Genomic DNA, 17,069 nt, shown 5'->3' on the forward strand with positions numbered 1-17,069 from the left:
TGACGCGGTGGCGACGTTAAGCACTTGATCCGGGGGATCAATTTTAGTCTGACCGGGCTGTGTAGGGGATTTCTGACGCTGGTTGCGGGAGGGCGATTTGGCCTTTGCCGAACGTCCGCGAAGTTGACTTTCTAACGATACAACTTTGCGCAGTTCTTAACTTCATGAGGATAAGTTGAAGAGTTTGGTTCACTAAAAGAAAACGGACGAGTCGACCAATAAAGGGTCGCCTAAACCTCCACCAACGCGTCGGTTTGCACTTTTGGGATGTTAAAATAACGTGCAAAATCAACAGGCACGACAAATAATTCACCCAATTGTGCACATGTTTTGACCTAGCCAAAGGTGCGACGGTACGAGAGGAGCAAGGTGTCGTGCGGCGTTCAGCATCGGATTGCCTAACCTTAAAGTAGTTTGGCGTCGTTACCCGAAGCAAACTAAACCCTGAGCAGCCTGTTAATCAAAGCGCTCAAGTTCCATTTGCTAACACTGCTAAAGTTTCGAGCAACTCTAGCAGTGAAAATTAGTTCAACTGTGACAGTGATGACGGTCAAAGCTGCCAAATAAACACCGGCACAGCGTGCAAAGAGACCAACACCCAACCGTAGAGTTCTTGGCACCTGAAACAAAGGTAGATCGCCGACTACCAACATTCATTCGATATGAACGGTCACCTGAGAAGACCGTTTGAGCAATTAAATCAGAAGGGAAAACACATGAGGTTGCCGAACTTGGGTGCAGCACAAGGTGTAATTTTGGCGAGCCTGCTGTCTTTGTGTGCAACGCCATCTATGTCGCAGAATGACTGGGACCGCTCGGTTTTGCCGATCCCTTTGACTAAATTCAACGGTCATATCGGCCTAAGAACTGGCGAATCCAGTCTGGACTTTCCGAGGCAAGTCGTCGCCCCGGAAGGTGCGCCCAACATTCTTCTAATTATGCCCGATGACGTTGGGTTCGGGGCACCCACAGCATTTGGCGGACCTGTCCCAACAGAAGCATATGATCGACTAGCCGAAGACGGACTACGTTTTATCCAGATGCATACAACCGCACTATGCTCGCCAACCCGGGCGGCGTTGATATCGGGGCGCAATCACCATTCGAACGCGACCGGTGTAATAATGGAAATCGGCACCGGCTTCCCAGGCTACAACTCCCTCATGCCTAAGGAAAACGGAACTATTGCAGAAATTCTCAAGGGAAACGGCTACAATACCGCATGGTACGGTAAGAACCACAATGTTCCTGATTGGCAGTCGAGCCAAGTCGGACCTTTTGATCTGTGGCCGACCGGCTTGGGCTTTGAACAATTCTTCGGTTTCATTGGTGGCGATACGAGCCAGTTCACCCCTGCTATTTTCGATGGAACCAAACCGGTCGAACCGCCCAACACTGAAGACTATCACCTAGACGTAGACATGGCGGATCGGGCTATCAACTATATTCGCGAACAACATGCACTTGCGCCGGACAAACCGTTTTTCGTTTACTATGCGCCCGGCACTTCGCACGCACCACACCACGCTCCAAAGGAATGGATCGAAAAATTCAAAGGACAATTCGATCAAGGTTGGGACAAGGTCCGTGAAGAGTCGTTCGCCAGGCAGAAAGAACTGGGAATAATCCCTGAAGATACCATGCTAACTCCGAGACCTGAGCAACTGCGTGCTTGGGATTCACTGAACGACCAACAAAAAGAACTCTACGCACGAATGATGGAGGTCTACGCTGGCGCTCTTGCCCATATGGACCATCAAATTAACCGGATCATCGACGCTGTTGAGGAGACCGGTGAACTGGATAACACCCTCATTATCTACTTGATGGGCGACAACGGAGCGAGCGCCGAAGGCAGTCCGGATGGCCTGTTGAATGAAATGACTTTCTTCAACAACATCGCTGTACCTTTCGAAGATACATACGCGAGAATGGATGAGCTGGGAGGGCCAAATACCTTTGGTCACTTCCCTTCAGCTTGGGCGCACGCCATGAACACGCCATTCCAATGGACCAAACAAGTTGCCAGCCATTTCGGAGGCACACGTAACGGAATGATCATTCGCTGGCCAGCGGGGATAGAAGCCAGAGGCGAAGTGCGAAGTCAGTTCCACCATGTAATCGACATCATGCCGACAATCCTTGAAGCGGTAGGGATCCCAGCGCCGACATCAATAAACGGCGTAGCGCAATCTGAAATTGAAGGCACCAGCATGGTTTACGCTTTCGATAATGCCGACGCCCCATCAACTCGTCGCACTCAGTATTTTGAGATGATGGGCAACCGCGCGATTTATAGCGACGGGTGGGTAGCCACCACTACCCCGCCGGAAGCTCCCTGGATTAGCGTCACCCAGAAAAGCGACGTGATCAATGATTGGATGTGGGAACTTTATAATGTCCAAGAGGACTTCTCGCAGGCCAACAACTTAGCTAACGAAAACCCCGAGAAATTGGCCGAGTTGCAGATCTTATTCTATGGTGAAGCCGCCAAATACAATGTCCTTCCAATCGACAACGACAAGGTCGACAGGCTGGACATAGCGCTCCGTCCAAGCCTGACGCAAGGTCGTTCGAAGTTCACATATTTCGACAACATGCGACGTATCCCGGAAGGCACTGCACCCGACTTCAAGAACAAGTCACATACGATCACTGCGCATGTTGAAATTGGCGAGGGTGAGACTGACGGAATGCTCGTCACACAAGGTGGACGATTTGGAGGATGGGCGCTCTATGTGTTGGGAGGAAAGCCAATCTACACCTACAATGTCGCCAACCTTGAGCGGTACAACATAGTGGGAGATGTCCTTACGCCGGGCGAGCATATTATTCGCTACGAGTTCGAATACGACGGTGGAGGTGTCGGCCTTGGCGGGACAGGAAAACTCTTTGTAGACGATACACTTGTGGGTGAGGGCCGGGTCGAACGGACAATGGGCTACCGGATATCTCTCGACGAGACCTTCGATATTGGCTCCGACGCAGGAGAACCAGTGAGCGAAGACTATCATGTGCCATTCGACTTCCCAGGAGTTTTGAAGAAAGTCGAAGTTGAATTGGACCCTTAAGAGGAAACCATAACTTGCGAGCGACCAGCGTCCCTAAGGTCCTAACAAAACCTTCGCTCGAAAACGTGGAAATGGAGGCCCTAAATGAAGCTCAGCTTTGCCACCGCAATTTCAATCACAACGCTGGTCGCCGCGACGACCTCAGCCTCTGCGCAAGACCTCTTGCCACCCGCTGATTTAGTCGATGGGCCAAAGGCTGAATACTCACCTTATGTCGACGACCATTTTCCTAACCGTGTTCTTTTCGGTGACACGCACTTGCACTCCTCGTGGTCTGCAGACTCAGGTATGGCAGGCGGGGTGTTGGATCAGGATGCCGGGTATCGCGTATCACGTGGCGAAGAGGTGACAAGCGCGCTCGGTTGGAGGGTAAAACTGATCCGCCCTCTCGACTTTGTAGTGATGGCCGATCATGCCGAAAACCTCGGCCTGGCAGATTTTATTCGTCGCTCGGACCCGCTAATTCTGGCCAACGAGACCGGTAAACGCTGGCATGATATGGTTAAATCTGGGAACGGATATGAAGCGTTTCTAGAGTGGCTGCGCGCTAATGATACCGACTTGATCAACGAGCCAAAACTGCTCGCAACGGCATGGGATAGTGCAACAACCAACGCTGACGAATACTACCAGCCTGGAACATTCACCACATTTCATGGCTTCGAATGGACGTCTCACCCCGGCGGCAACAACATGCATCGCGTTGTGATCTTCCGTGATGGCAAAGATCGCACTTCCCAAGTGTTTCCATTTTCGCAATACGACTCCACCGATCCCGAAGATTTATGGGACTACATGGCGGCCTATGAAGAGAAAACCGGTGGTCAGGTCCTTGCGATCCCGCACAACGGTAATTTGTCGAATGGGCTTATGTTCGCATTAGAGACCATTGACGGGTCAAATCTGTCAGGGGAACCAATCGACGCGAACTACGCGGCCAAGCGCATTCGTTGGGAGCCTTTGGCGGAAGTTACCCAACAAAAAGGTGATGGTGAGGCCCACCCGCTTTTGTCCCCAGACGATGCGTTCGCCGACTTTGAGACGATCGACGCTGGCAATCTAAACGGTCAGGGCGCAAAGACGCCTGAGATGCTCCCTGCTGAATACGCTCGCGAGGCCTTGAAGACCGGCCTCATGGCAGAGGCAAACCTTGGCGTTAACCCCTTCAAATTCGGAATGATCGGTTCAACAGACAATCATACTGCCCTGCCCACTTCGCGCGAAGAGAACAATTTTTCAAAGGCTTCATTCGTAGAGCCCGCTCCTGACCGTGCTTTCCACCCGCTTGTTGCAGCCGACGACCCCGCATTGTCTATCATGGAAGCCGACGTCGGTGCTTCGGGTCTTGCAGCTGTTTGGGCAAGGGAAAATACCCGCGAGTCAATCTGGGACGCTATGGCTCGGAAGGAAACTTATGCAACTTCCGGAACGCGCCTTTCTGTTCGAGTTTTCGCGGGCTGGGATTTCAACGCTGAAGAGGTTTCGCGCCCTGACTTTGCCCGTACCGGCTATGCCCGCGGGGTGCCGATGGGTGGCGACCTGACCGACGCGCCAAGTGGCAGCTCTCCGACACTGATGATCCGTGCTCTGCGTGATCCCGACGGTGCCAATCTTGATCGCATTCAGATCGTGAAAGGCTGGTTGAACGACGACGGCACGACTTCAGAGAAAATCTTTGACGTAGCCTGCGGTGATCGGGCTGTCGTCGATCACGCCTGTGATGGAGATGTCGGCAACACTGTCAATGTAGCGGATGCCTCTTACACCAACACGATAGGTGAGCCGTTATTAACCGGTTACTGGATTGACCCGGAATTTGATCCAGAAAAGCGAGCATTTTACTATGTTCGTGTGATAGAGATTCCGACGCCTCGGTGGACAGCTTACGACGCGAAGTTCTTCAATGTCCAAATGCCGGAAGGCACTCGGATGCAATTGCAGGACCGCGCTTACACTTCCCCCATTTGGTATACGCCAAAATAGGTGTTTAGCTAAAACTCAAAAAGGAACGCGGCTCACGCACGTTCATCCTGTGGTTTCTTTCGCACGGGATAGCGGCACATAGTCGAACAAAACTGTTTTAGCAACACAGAGGTGCGCTGAGACTAACGCGATGACACCGAAATCTTCCCGACGATATAGTATGAAAGACCAACCGCGCCTCAATGACTAGGCCATGAATTGAAACAGCATGCTTATGCAGCATAACTCTTACTTGTTGTTAGCCTCGTTGCTACTCATGATCGTGATGTCTCCACTGCTGGAGAGTTTTGTCCTTGGGCAAAGAGTTCTGGATGTGATTTTTTGCCTAGTGCTAACGAGCGCTGTTCTTTCTTTGGCAGTTCGTCCCACAGTACAAATGGCAGCAATAGCGGCAGCTTTGGCAACTCTACTCGTTCGTTTAACTGGCGCATTAGATTTCGGAGACGCTTGGTTCATAGTAGGGTATATTTTGTCCCTATTATTGTTGGTACTTGCGTTCATCAGTTTGATGAAAGCCATTATTGCAGCCGACTATATTAACCTGAAAGTCATTACCGATGCTGTGTCCTGCTATCTATTGATCGGCATTGCTTGGGCACTGATTTTTTCAATAATACATACAGTTTTGCCACATGCTCTAGATTTTGGAGAGCCTAACGGATCTGAAAAGTGGAGTAGTTACATATATTTAAGCTTTATGACACTCACAACCCTCGGTTATGGAGACATAACCTCCAACAACGCGGTTGTTCAAATCTGGTCAATCTTAGAAGCGGTTGTAGGAGTTCTTTTCCAAGCAATACTAATCGCGAGACTTGTCAGCCTATATGGGACTCACACTAAGTAGCTCGAATAACTATCAAAGCAGCATGATTAGTGTTCCAAGAGCCGTTAAAAGTACATTGGCAAGCGCGTAAGTTCCTGCATAGCCAAGGGATGGAACGGAACTCTTCGCCGCTTGTTGAACAATCCCGAGAGCTGGTGTGCTTGTCATTGCACCAGTGAGAGCCCCTAAAAGTAAGGCTGGATTCATGTTCAGAACGATCCGCCCAAATGCATATCCAGCCAATAGTGGGATGCACGTCACGACAACACCACAAAGAAATAGTTTCGGCCCGACTGCACCAAGAGCTTCGATTATGCCACCGCCGGCATTTAGGCCAACGCCAACCATAAAAAACAGCAACCCTAGCTCCATAAGAATAAAGCGCGCCGCAGCTGGCATACGACCAAACGTTGGGCGGTTAGCCCTGAGAAAGCCAACTGCGATCCCTGAAACAAGTAGACCGCCGGCATTACCTATTCCTACGTCAATTCCACCAATTCTTACTGTTATCTGACCAATAAACAGCCCTACGACTATTCCGGCTGCAAATGTCAACAAGTCGGTTTCCACTGCGGCCCGCTCTTCTACCCCCAATATCGAAACTAACTGCTGCAAAGCGGCACGCTCGCCGGTCAAATACATCACGTCGCCACGTTGGACCCTTGTCGAAGGTGACAGCGGCATTTCTATTTGCGAGCGTGTCAATCGCGTCAGTCGGCACCCATGCTCTTGTTGGATTGCAAGCTGCCCGATCGTTTGACCGACTGCGAAGCTGGAATTGACAACCACTTCAACAACGTCGACCACAGCGTCTACCAAGTCTTCGTCTAGCACTTCGCGGCCGAGCTTCATTTCCTCCCGAATTTTCTCATGTAGTTTCGGCGAGCAAAAAAATGCGAGTTTGTCACCAGGCTCAAGAGTTGTGTCTGGCGACACGTCGATTATGTCGTTGCCGCGCTTTAACTTATAGATGGCGCCATAGTCTTGATATTGAGACAAAAAATCGGATGATGCTTGAGCTACGGTTTTCTTTTCGTAATCGACAGATGGAACCTCGTAAGCCCGTAAAATTGGGCGCTCGGCCTCCTTTGCTGAATCCTCAGCAACAAAGCCGCGTTCCTTCGCAAAATCTTGCGCCTTTTCAACCAGATCAATTTTAAGCAGGCTTGGTAATAGCTTAACAAGCAGCAAAAGACCCACGGTACCAAAGATATATGTAATCGCGTATCCTACACTGATGCTCTCGATTATCGCCTCAGAAGTTGAACCGGCCGGAATTGGAACCAACCCGGCTTCTACAGCGTTCTGCGCCCCTACAAGTGTAGGAGTACTCGTCAATGCCCCTGCCATCAAACCAGCGGCAAGCGCGTTTTCCAAGTCGACCACAAGCGCCAGTCCAACCACTAATGCAAAAGAGCCCAGTGACATAAATAGTGCGATGGTCAAATAGCTGAGGCCATCTTGGCGCAACACGTTAATAATTTGAGGACCCGCTTGCCATCCAACCGAGTAGATGAACAAAGTAAACCCGATTGATTGGACGATCGGATCAATTTGAAATCCAAAATGACCGAAAACCAAAGCGCACAGCAAAACACCGCCGGTAATCCCTATCTCGAATTGACCAATTTTGACGTTGCCTATCACGTAACCGATGGCAATGATCGTAAAAACGACCAACACCGAGTTGGCTGAGAAAAGCTGAAAGAAATCGATAGTCATCTCTGCCCCGCTGTAGAGGGTATCGTTGTTCTCGCCTTTGGTTGCTTTACCGGCTGGAAAGATAACCCCAATTAGTTACGTTGCTGGCTCCTTCACACGATAGTAAATCGAGTAGAAGACCGGAATCATTATCATCGTGAACACCGTCCCAAAGGCCAATCCGACGGCCATCGTCGTTGCCATGGCGACCCAGAAGATATCCTGCATCAATGGAAGAACCCCAAGAATCGTTGTACCTGCGCCAAGCAAAACCGGGCTTAGTCGAGAAACAGCAGCATTCATTACCGAGTCATACTGTTCCATACCTCGCGATTTATTCAGATTGATTTCGTCTAACAACACAATCGCATTTTTTATCATCAACCCGATGAGGCTCATGGCCCCAAGCAACGCCATGAAAGAAAAGGGTTGCAGGAATGTTAGCAAACCAACGGTAATACCGATTATCGCCAGCGGGACGACCGAGAAGATCACAAAAACTGGTCGAATAGCGTTGAAGAGCACCACAATCAAAAACACGATAATTATGATAGCGGGCGCCGCACCGGGCTGAAGCGAAGTTTGACTGTCCACTGTCCCGAAGTATTCTCCTCGCCATTCCAACTGATAACCGGGAGGCAAGGGTATAGCCTCGAACTCCTCACGGACACTTTCGAACAACGTTGGAAATGTAACTTCGTCAGGGCTGGCCTGAATAGTTACAGCGCGCTTGCGATTCCAGCGCACAATAATTGGGTCTTCCAGCTCAACTTTGATGTCTTCTGTTACCGCAGAGAGCGGCAAGTTCTTTACAGACAGGGCTGGAACGACCTGCAAAAGCTCAAAGTCTTCGGCAGTTCGTTGCCTTTCATCGTCGACACGTCGAACAATAATTGGCAAGAGATCTTCGTTTTGGCGATAGAGTCCGACGGGCAAACCGTCAAATGCCGCGCGAGACGCATTCGCGATATCAGCGCGAGAAGTTGCGGTCCAAACACCCGTAACCTGATCAAACTCAGGAACAATCTTTGGAACTCGATTGCGCATGTCGGTCCGGATGTCCTTTGCGTAGGGCGACTTTTGAAGTATCTCCACCCCCTGCCGCGCAAGATCCCTCAACACTTCCGGGTCTGCATTTGCCGGGCCCGAGAACCTTGCCTCGAACGGCCAGGTAAAACCGGGACCTGCTGTGAACTTTCGAACTCGGACCATTGCCTCAGGCAGGTTATCCACAACCCATGGCTCTAGTTCCTCGACAAGGCTATAAACACTGTCTAGATCGGTCGTGTTAATAATGACTTGTGCGTAGCTTTCGTAGGGAAATTCTGGATCAACGGGAAGATAGAATCTGGGGCCTCCGGAACCTACAAACGTGGAAACTCCGGAAACACGCTCATCTCCCTCCAGGTGATCTTCCACCCTTTTTGCCAGAGCCGAAGTTTGTTGAATGCGCGTACCTTCAGGTGCCCAGATATCGACCATAAACTGCTGCCGCGTCGCATCAGTGAAGAAGAGTCGATCTACGAACTGGAACCCGTAAAGCGCGGATCCGAACACTGCCAGCATAACAAGTACGGTAAGCCAGCGCACTCTGATGCATGTAGACAAGACCGCGCGGAACATCGTGAAAACAACGCCTGCATATGGATCTCGTGATGAGTCTCGGTCAGCTTCCGAGATCTTGATAAGATCAACACACATCAATGGCGTGATTGTCATGGCAATAAGCCAACTTAGCAGCAGCGAAACCCCTACCACCACAAATAGTGAACCGGCATACTCGCCTGCATCTGCGGTTGCTGCGAAGATTGGGTAGAAAGCCATCATTGCGATAACTGTCGCGCCCAGAAGAGCCCAACTCGGTTGGGCAGCGGCTTCAATGGCAGCCGCCTTGCGATCCATTCCTTTCTTCAAACGGACAGCCATACCATCTGCAACTACAATGGCGTTATCGACCATCATTCCCAGAGCAATAACCAGCGCACCTAGAGAAACCCTTTGAAGATCAATTTGCAGTATAGACATTACAATGAAGGTGCCGAGGATCGTCAGGATAAGCGCACCGCCTATTACCAGCCCCATACGCCAACCCATGGCCAGAGCAACAACGACTAGGACGATAAGAACCGCTTCGCCCAAGTTTATCATGAAGGCGTTTATGGCTTCCGTCACGAGATCGCTCTGCCAAGCGATTTTGTGCATTTCAATTCCCAAGGGAAGGTTGGCCTCGACAATGGCCAAAGCCGCATCCAAATTTCGTCCCGTGTCTACAATATTGCCGCCAGTCACATTGGCTATTGATATCCCAATTGCGGATTGGCCATTGAATCGCATGACATTGATGGGTGGTTCCAGGTAACCTTGTCTGACATCTACAACGTCCTTGATTGCGATTGTTTCAGCACTGCGGTCTCTGGGGCGAGTTGCCTCATCAGCAAAATCCGCGGGAATATCCAGAGCTTTGTCCAGCAAGCTTGTACGGACTCGTAAGTTCCCGATATCTTCCGGGCTTTTAAATTCTCCAGTCGGCGCAATTCGAAGGCGCATATCGCCAAGCTCTAGTTGCCCCGCATTAACGACCTGGTTCTGCAATGCCAGCGTTGCGACAAAGTCTTCCGTCGTTACCCCGAGATCCAGAAGCTTTTGTTCCGAAGCATCAAGGTAAATAACCTTTGGCTGCACTCCCCAAGTTTCGACACGTGCAACTCCTTGAACAAGCGCCAGCTCTTTGCGGATCGCCTTTACGTATTCTTCCAGTTGCGCATAGGAGAAACCGTCGCCCGTTATCGCAAGAACGAACCCATACACAAAACTGAAGTCGTCGATAACGTTTGGGGTCATGGCTCCTGGCGGAAGCTGACCATGGACATCCCGGACCTTGCTACGCATCTTGTCCCAAACTTGGGGCAAGCGGTCCGCCCAATACTCCTGTTTGATTTCGACCTTTACAATTGAAAGTCCAGCTTTTGAGTAAGACGTAAGAAAACGAAGTTCCGGGAGTTCTTGAATCGCAGATTCTATGAGGTCAGTAACCTCTAGCTCAACTTCTTCAGGGCTTGCACCAGGATATTGAGTAATCACGATCGCGGTTTTGACTGTAAAATCGGGATCTTCGAGTTGGCCAAGACGGAAATAACTAAAAGTTCCGATGACCAAGATAAGGAACAGCGTAAAATACGTTACAACTCGGTTCTCAATGGATATCTGCGGAAGTGACATGGCTGCCTCCAGAATTTAAGGCGCTTCGACCCGGACCTTTTGGCCCTCGGTTATGACATTGACACCTGCAGTGACGATACGATCCCCCGCATCAAGCCCTTGAACAACTAATCCCCTCCCCCCGATAGAAATTACTTCAACAGATTTTGGAGAAACTGTGTTTGACGCTTCATCAATAAGCCAAACGAAAGTGTTTCCCGCGTTTTCCCCGTCAGGCGAAAACACAGCTGCGCTGGGAATCTCAACACCGGTCTTCGCCCAGTTCTCGGGCAGTCGTACACGAGCAGTCGCTTTACCGGCCATCCCGGGTTGGATTTTGGCTTCGTCAGGTTGATCCATTACAATTGTAACTGGATACGTACGAGTGCTGAGCGACGCCTCAGAACCTATCCTGGAAATTTCTGCAGGAACTTCTAAATTCGGTAGGCTTGAAAAAGTAACGCTGATTTCTTCCACGAAAGGAGCCAGCCCTATAAGAGCTTCTGGAACGCCGATTTCCATTTCGATCTGGGAAGTATCCAGAATGCGCATTACCGGTTGTTTCGCGACAACGTTCTGAAAGTTGTCCGCAAAAACCTCCGACACAATCCCATCGAAAGGTGCTTTCAGTTCCGTATAGTTTAGGTTGAGACGAGCAGCGTCCAGCAAACCTTCAGTCGCTTCAATTTTTGCCTTGGCTGCATCGACAACCATAATTTGGTCGTCGACGTTGGCCTGAGAAACAAAATCATTTTCGAGCAGTTTTTCTCTGCGCTCCAATTCTGTGGTTGCGTTGGACAATGCCGCTTGAAGAGAAGCTTGTTCCCCTTCAATTGTGCGAATCCGAGCTACATAAGGCTCCGGGTCCAAAGAACCGAGAATTTCCCCTGATCTGACAGTCGATCCCACATCGACCGGTCTGGTAATCATTCGCCCCGATACTTCGAAAGACAGGTTCACTTCCCGTACAGCTTCGGCTCGACCAGGATAGCTGTCAGTCCGAAACCTTTCTGTGTCACCCACGATCATCGACAAAACCGGTCGAGCAGGTTTTTCTGTCGCTTCGGCACTATCCTCTTCAAAGCACCCTGCAAGTGCACCTACAAAACAAATCGTCATCCAAAACTTGGCGTGTTGTTTAAAGCAAGTTTTTTCCATTTGTTTTACTCTCACTGAATTGGACAGGTTGGATGACCGCGCTGTTTGGCTTTCCGTTCGTTACTCAGACTTCATCGTAGGCGCTTAACTTTTCTACGCAAAGCACTCATTCGAACCTTTGAAAAAAAGCGCTTTTAGTGAACGCCCTACCGAATCGGTCATCTAACAGGCAGCTACGTAACTAGTGTCAGCAATCTCATTTTTTGGTCGGCGCAGAAGAACTTTCCTGAACACCCGACGGAACAGGGAGGCGGATTCTAAGGCTTTTCACTTGGGCCCTCTCTTTTTTGCGTTGTAGTAAGTCCTTTTGTCAGACGCTCGTTTCGATCATTGGAACTGCATATTTAGTGCAAAAAACACTTGTCGTTTTGGTTGTCCTGGCCCGCTATCGGCAACTGACCATTGAGGTTCAACGAACACGTTGAATACAGTTTTTCCGTTTACCCAGACCTTTCCGACCCGGAGGCCTAACGGTACAGAATAATCACCGTTTTCCAGATTTGCTGTCCAAATTGGAGCCCCGCCTGTGTACCAGCCGTTGCCAAGTTGGCGGAACAGAATAGGTTGCAATGCGGCGGTGTTTACGCGTTCCCGGTCGTTCGTGCTACCCACGCCGCTTCGCCAAATTAGCAAGTACCCATACTGCCAAAGTGCCGATTTTGCGTTGAAGTAGACATTAGCCAAACCCAACTGCCATTGGTCGCTGCCCAAACGGTCATCAGAGGCGGTTGGAGCCACAATAGAAGGGCCAATTGCAAAGCTTACTCCCGGTTTTTGTAAGTCGATCTGATAGGCGGCGAAGATGTCAAAATCCCCCACCCCATCTACCGTTGACCCACCATCGCCGACAGGAAAGCTGTTAAACGGCAAAGACGCGCGGATCAGCCAGTTTGTTTCCCCTAGCTGAACCGGTTGGGCGTAGCGGAGAATGAACGAATTTGCATCGTTGTCGCCAGGGCCAGTCAACTCATCGACATAATAGTTCTGCAAGTTGAAAGCCGTGAAATTTGCCAGAGGGTTATTGGCCTGCGCCGCAGCGTCTGCGCTGTCTTGTGCATAAACTTGGTTACTGAAAAGAGTAACCTTAGCCACCAATATTGCTAAGACACCGAGCACACGCCGTAATCTTCCCTCGCCAATTTGCATTCGGTCCGCCTACCAAGCCCCGTGTTTAGGAAAACATGCTTGCATTGAAAGGCGATCATTGGGGGGAATTTCGACATCCCAAAAGTGCAAAATACGTGTCACAGACCAAAGAATTTGCCTCAATAACTGACTGTTACGTGTCAAAGAAATATTGTTATGTCAGATTTTCTGAATGTGATATTCGGAATAGATGGGGGACAAAGAACTATACAAAAACTTGTCGGTTGAACGGACATTCACAACCACGTCTGACGTCGGGCAGTTGCAGGACGCCTCCGTCGGTTGGGATCAAGAGTACTACCAAATGACTGCTGGTCCTTTGGAGAGCAGTCTTGACTTACTTCAAGTTGGTCAAAAACAGATTGCTCGGGAGAAATGGAATCGAAAAATAGTGTACCGCGGCACAGGTATGCCCGATTGTTTTTCGGCAGCGCTGGTTTTGGAACAAGCTGAACCCGCAGTTTTTTTTGGAGAAAAAATCGAAACAGGTTCGATTGTTGTTCAGCCTCCCAATCGAGAAGCCGAGCTTATTGGCAGTACAAACTGGGATGGGGTAAATCTGGCCGTTCACTTTTCGGAAGCGCGGTCTCTGGCGCTCAATCTCACCGGGGATGAGCTCGACTTTGAAGACATACCTCCAGTCAGTAGTCTAACTCAGCAGGCGAGTAAAAGGCTGGGACTCGCGGCTCAAGATTTGTTGCACCGTTCGAAGCAAGCAAATGAATTTGAGATCGAACACCTGCTTGACCAATTTACAAAGTTATTCTTGTGGGAGTTGATTAGCTCGCAGGCTTCGAAATTTGCTTCCCCACAATCGTGCCGCTCCGCGGCAATCGTTAGTCGCGCGTGCGATATCGCCTATTCGGACGATGTCTGCTCCGTGGGTCTGGTCGAGTTATGCAGCGAAATCGGTGTAAGCCTTCGGACTTTACACTACGCATTTCGAGATTGCATCGGTATATCCCCCGCAACCTGGTTGCGACGCATACGCCTTAACAAAGTCCACAAAACACTTAGTGCTTCCAGTGTTGGGGAAGTTCAAATCAAAGGTGTTGCGATTGAAAACGGTTTTTTTCATCAAGGTCATTTTGCTCAACAATACAAACGGGTGTTCGGATGTCTACCGGAAGAAACACTTGGCCGACACTAACATGTTTCGTGGCGCAACGCTCGCAGCCCAAGAATAGAGATCGGTGGCTCTAGCCGGCCGAAAGCGCGTCATGTACCCAAATTCAGTTGGATATCGCCTCGTCAACGACAGCGATGGTACCACTGGCGGTAATAACCACGGCTTCAGCGCGACCTGAAACCTTAGCGCCTTTATCGCCTGCCAGTATTCTGTCCCCAATCAGGCGCACAACCTCGGGAGCGTCAGCAAACTTTGAATGGTGTACAGTGGTCGTGTCTTGCACCTGGGACAGGTCAATCACGTTCAAACCAAGCTCGGAAATCAGTGTAGCATCTAGCTGTCCCACTCTCGGGTTTCTTGCAATCAAGCTTGAAACCGCAAGAGCTTGGTCATTTTCGGATGTCAACACATAGAACCTCCGTTTGTCCTTGGGGATCGCTGATAACTGAGCAATGAATAAGTCTATGTCTATGTCGGGCGACGCAAGAATAACACTTCTGAGTTTACCGCTGACATTGAAAAGCCCGCGATTTGCGATGCCGCGAGCGGCTTCCATGGCAACAAGGTTACCCATCGAGTGGGCTACGATATCTATTGTTTCTACAGGACTGTCTTTGAGTAGCCCTGGAACCTCCTCAAGCTGATCCCGTGCAATGAGTGCACTGTTGATGTCGTAGACGTAGGCACCCAAACGAGCCTGAGAGGCCCAAGAATATAAGATGGGCACTCCGCTATACCCGGTGTCTTCCAGAAATTGAGCAAACCGCAACACTGCATCAGTCAGATTTGTGTTGTAGCCATGTATCCACAGCAGGGATGAACGTTTTCCCTTTGGCAAAGCCAAAACACTGTTCTCTACTGTGCCCACAAACTTGCTATCTTCGTCAAATATCTGCGGGTTCGTGATAACGAAATGCTTATCGGGATCTGGCGAGCTACCCCTCGGCCTTTCGATCTTGCCCGTCTTGTGGTTTGGCGGGATTACAACATCTACAGCCGCAAAGTTAAGACGATTGGCGCGACGACCTGAAAAAAACTCAGTCGCCACCGTTGAGGGTTCGCGAACAGTAGCGATAAAGATCCGATGACCTCTTTCATCGATTTCTGTTTTGGATAAAGCTCTTGTCGGTTCAAGGCCGACTAAGTTCCTTTTGGAACTGCACCCAGTCGCGACAAAAACGCTCCCTGATAATACGAAGTGCCGTCGCGACTGATCTATGGTCTTTTTGAAGCTCAACCTCACAAACCCTTTTTCCACGAATATCGCCGTCAAAGGCATCGTAGCCAGAGCACATTACACATAAGTGGAATATAAATATCGGACAAATAGGCGGGCCGCAATTTTCCCTGTATCTCAAGGCTTCCACCCGAAAGACCGAAAAATCACTTCTGCTCCAGCAGCACCATCCAGCAACTGTCTCAAAGATAAAATGACTTTTCCAAGACCAAGAGCTAAGGAACCGGAACATCTTTGCGGATAGCTGCTGAGTAACCCTCGTCTAGCCCGTTTGCTAGAGCGTTAGCTGTGATATCTCCAAGACTATATAACTGCTGAATATCAATCTCAGTATTGGTCAGTCCTTGCTCGTACAGGTAGTCAGGAAAATATCCATTAATTACAACGCGATAGTCGACAGGAATGCTAATGCCAACATGTCGCGCGATTAAAATTGCTGATCGGGAGCAATTGGTGAAAACTGAGTTGAACCAGCGGGGTCGCTCGGCGATTTCATTTGCAGCTTCTACATAGGCGCTGATCAGTTTGATACGCTCTTCTAATTCACCACGCAGCCTGAACAGATGTACTTTCTCTTTTCGAACATTAGAGCGAAGCCCGACGACATCACGCTCCTCCGCCGCTATCATTACAATAGGATGCGCTTTGAAAAAGTCGGCCACGGGAGAAAAAGACTCTCCGACCTGTCGGCGTACTTCGATCGACCACGTCAAATACCTGCCATCAGAAAAGCCGAAGCTTAGCATAAGGTGCGCCATTTCTGGCCCACCCCAATACGACATGAAGAGGTCCACACTTTCAATTTGAGACAGATCGTATTCTCTAGTAATCCACTTCTCTTCGAAAGTATCAGCCGACTGCCATTCAAATGCACGAACGTCATTCAGAGTTAGTGTGTTGCCGCTTATTTCACCTGTGACTGTCCGTACAACATCAGGCGACCAATTTCCGTCCGAAGGTGGGGTTAGTGAGTTCCACCATATTAGTATTGCTGCGAGAAATACTGCGAATCCAGACAACCATCGCCATCTACTTCTTCGAAAAATTGAAACTAGCGTTCCGAGGCCAACGACGACAAAGGAAACGATCGCAATTAACCGGATCAATTCTGGGACTGAAAATTTGAACCATAGGGCCAAAGTGCCCCATACTGTTGAGTAAGCGACAACTAGCAACAATAAAAGAAAGCAAAGAGCATTCAGCACTGTGCGCATAGCGTATCCCACCATTCAATTGAGCCCGAAACAACCGTAAAAACGGCTAGAGTCGACTAGCGAGACCAAAAACCAAGGTGAGCATCAGAAAAAGGACCTGTGCCTCATACCTCTGGGTCAGTTCGTTCGAACGGCAGACTGTCGTCAGCACCGCGCCTGTAAGAGCCGACCGCATAAAAGTGATTTCTCGCTGGACGTTATCAAACATCCGTTTAGTTGTTTTTTAGTTTCATATTTCGCCGCTTAGCGCAAATTGGCCCGTACTTGTTATAAGACAATATCCGGCCCCCGCTCCTTCCCCCCGGTCTTGCGGGAGACCCGTCTGCAATCCGAGCGGGACAAAGCGGCGCGCAAACTGAATGGGTTCTATGATGCAATCGCAGAGGGCATTCGCACCCCCGGCCTT

At 49.9% G+C, this 17,069-nt stretch carries 10 protein-coding genes; 4 read left to right on the top strand and 6 right to left on the bottom strand.

Translation table 11 applies throughout. From position 1 onward, the window contains the following. Nucleotides 1–716 precede the first annotated feature (716 nt). The 3 genes from ACR0L1_RS23385 (at nt 717) to ACR0L1_RS23395 (ending at nt 5,901) form a co-directional block, all read left to right on the top strand. Nucleotides 717–3,071, top strand: coding sequence for an arylsulfatase (locus ACR0L1_RS23385; protein ID WP_480861052.1), 2,355 nt, complete (start codon nt 717–719; stop codon nt 3,069–3,071). A gap of 84 nt (nt 3,072–3,155) precedes the next feature. Then, nucleotides 3,156–5,054 carry a DUF3604 domain-containing protein gene (locus ACR0L1_RS23390; RefSeq protein ID WP_480861054.1) on the top strand — a complete coding sequence of 633 codons (1,899 nt, stop codon included), beginning with the start codon at nt 3,156–3,158 and terminating at the stop codon, nt 5,052–5,054. Between the two features lie 256 nt (nt 5,055–5,310). Next, complete coding sequence (locus ACR0L1_RS23395; protein ID WP_170791766.1) at nt 5,311–5,901, top strand: potassium channel family protein; 591 nt, start codon at nt 5,311–5,313, stop codon at nt 5,899–5,901. 12 nt (nt 5,902–5,913) lie between these two features. Here ACR0L1_RS23395 and ACR0L1_RS23400 read toward each other — a convergent pair whose 3' ends face one another. From ACR0L1_RS23400 to ACR0L1_RS23415, 4 genes are all read right to left on the bottom strand, one after another. Next, a complete protein-coding gene (locus tag ACR0L1_RS23400) occupies nt 5,914–7,602 on the bottom strand; it encodes an aspartate:alanine exchanger family transporter (RefSeq protein WP_170791765.1) in 1,689 nt (562 codons plus the stop codon). A 75-nt stretch (nt 7,603–7,677) separates the two neighbouring features. Continuing rightward, nucleotides 7,678–10,800: an efflux RND transporter permease subunit gene (locus tag ACR0L1_RS23405; protein ID WP_480861057.1), complete on the bottom strand. Its 3,123-nt coding sequence runs from the start codon at nt 10,798–10,800 to the stop codon at nt 7,678–7,680. A 15-nt stretch (nt 10,801–10,815) separates the two neighbouring features. Further along, nucleotides 10,816–11,937, bottom strand: a complete 1,122-nt coding sequence (locus ACR0L1_RS23410; protein ID WP_170355512.1) for an efflux RND transporter periplasmic adaptor subunit — start codon at nt 11,935–11,937, stop codon at nt 10,816–10,818. A 327-nt stretch (nt 11,938–12,264) separates the two neighbouring features. After that, entirely contained in the window at nt 12,265–13,083 is an 819-nt protein-coding gene (locus tag ACR0L1_RS23415; protein ID WP_480861059.1) for a hypothetical protein, read from the bottom strand. A gap of 304 nt (nt 13,084–13,387) precedes the next feature. On the opposite strand from ACR0L1_RS23415, the gene ACR0L1_RS23420 reads away from it, so the two are divergent. Beyond that, nucleotides 13,388–14,233, top strand: coding sequence for a helix-turn-helix domain-containing protein (locus ACR0L1_RS23420; protein ID WP_480861061.1), 846 nt, complete (start codon nt 13,388–13,390; stop codon nt 14,231–14,233). An 82-nt stretch (nt 14,234–14,315) separates the two neighbouring features. Here ACR0L1_RS23420 and ACR0L1_RS23425 read toward each other — a convergent pair whose 3' ends face one another. Together ACR0L1_RS23425 and ACR0L1_RS23430 are read right to left on the bottom strand one after the other, a co-directional pair. Continuing rightward, the gene (locus tag ACR0L1_RS23425) at nt 14,316–15,470 is read right to left on the bottom strand and encodes an alpha/beta hydrolase (protein ID WP_170791761.1); all 1,155 of its coding nucleotides are present in this window, start codon (nt 15,468–15,470) and stop codon (nt 14,316–14,318) included. A 194-nt stretch (nt 15,471–15,664) separates the two neighbouring features. Further along, nucleotides 15,665–16,663 (bottom strand): Lnb N-terminal periplasmic domain-containing protein, encoded by a 999-nt coding sequence (locus tag ACR0L1_RS23430; RefSeq protein ID WP_480861063.1) that lies wholly within the window; start codon nt 16,661–16,663, stop codon nt 15,665–15,667. Nucleotides 16,664–17,069: the final 406 nt, after the last annotated feature.

Source organism: Ruegeria sp. J8 (genome assembly GCF_056531925.1).

Coding starts and splice junctions, on each gene's coding strand:
- ACR0L1_RS23430 (WP_480861063.1), bottom strand. CDS start 16,663: ATGCGCACAGTGCTGAATGCTCTTTGCTTTCTTTTATTGTTGCTAGTT.
- ACR0L1_RS23405 (WP_480861057.1), bottom strand. CDS start 10,800: ATGTCACTTCCGCAGATATCCATTGAGAACCGAGTTGTAACGTATTTT.
- ACR0L1_RS23420 (WP_480861061.1), top strand. CDS start 13,388: ATGACTGCTGGTCCTTTGGAGAGCAGTCTTGACTTACTTCAAGTTGGT.
- ACR0L1_RS23385 (WP_480861052.1), top strand. CDS start 717: ATGAGGTTGCCGAACTTGGGTGCAGCACAAGGTGTAATTTTGGCGAGC.
- ACR0L1_RS23415 (WP_480861059.1), bottom strand. CDS start 13,083: ATGCAAATTGGCGAGGGAAGATTACGGCGTGTGCTCGGTGTCTTAGCA.
- ACR0L1_RS23390 (WP_480861054.1), top strand. CDS start 3,156: ATGAAGCTCAGCTTTGCCACCGCAATTTCAATCACAACGCTGGTCGCC.
- ACR0L1_RS23395 (WP_170791766.1), top strand. CDS start 5,311: ATGATCGTGATGTCTCCACTGCTGGAGAGTTTTGTCCTTGGGCAAAGA.
- ACR0L1_RS23400 (WP_170791765.1), bottom strand. CDS start 7,602: ATGACTATCGATTTCTTTCAGCTTTTCTCAGCCAACTCGGTGTTGGTC.
- ACR0L1_RS23410 (WP_170355512.1), bottom strand. CDS start 11,937: ATGGAAAAAACTTGCTTTAAACAACACGCCAAGTTTTGGATGACGATT.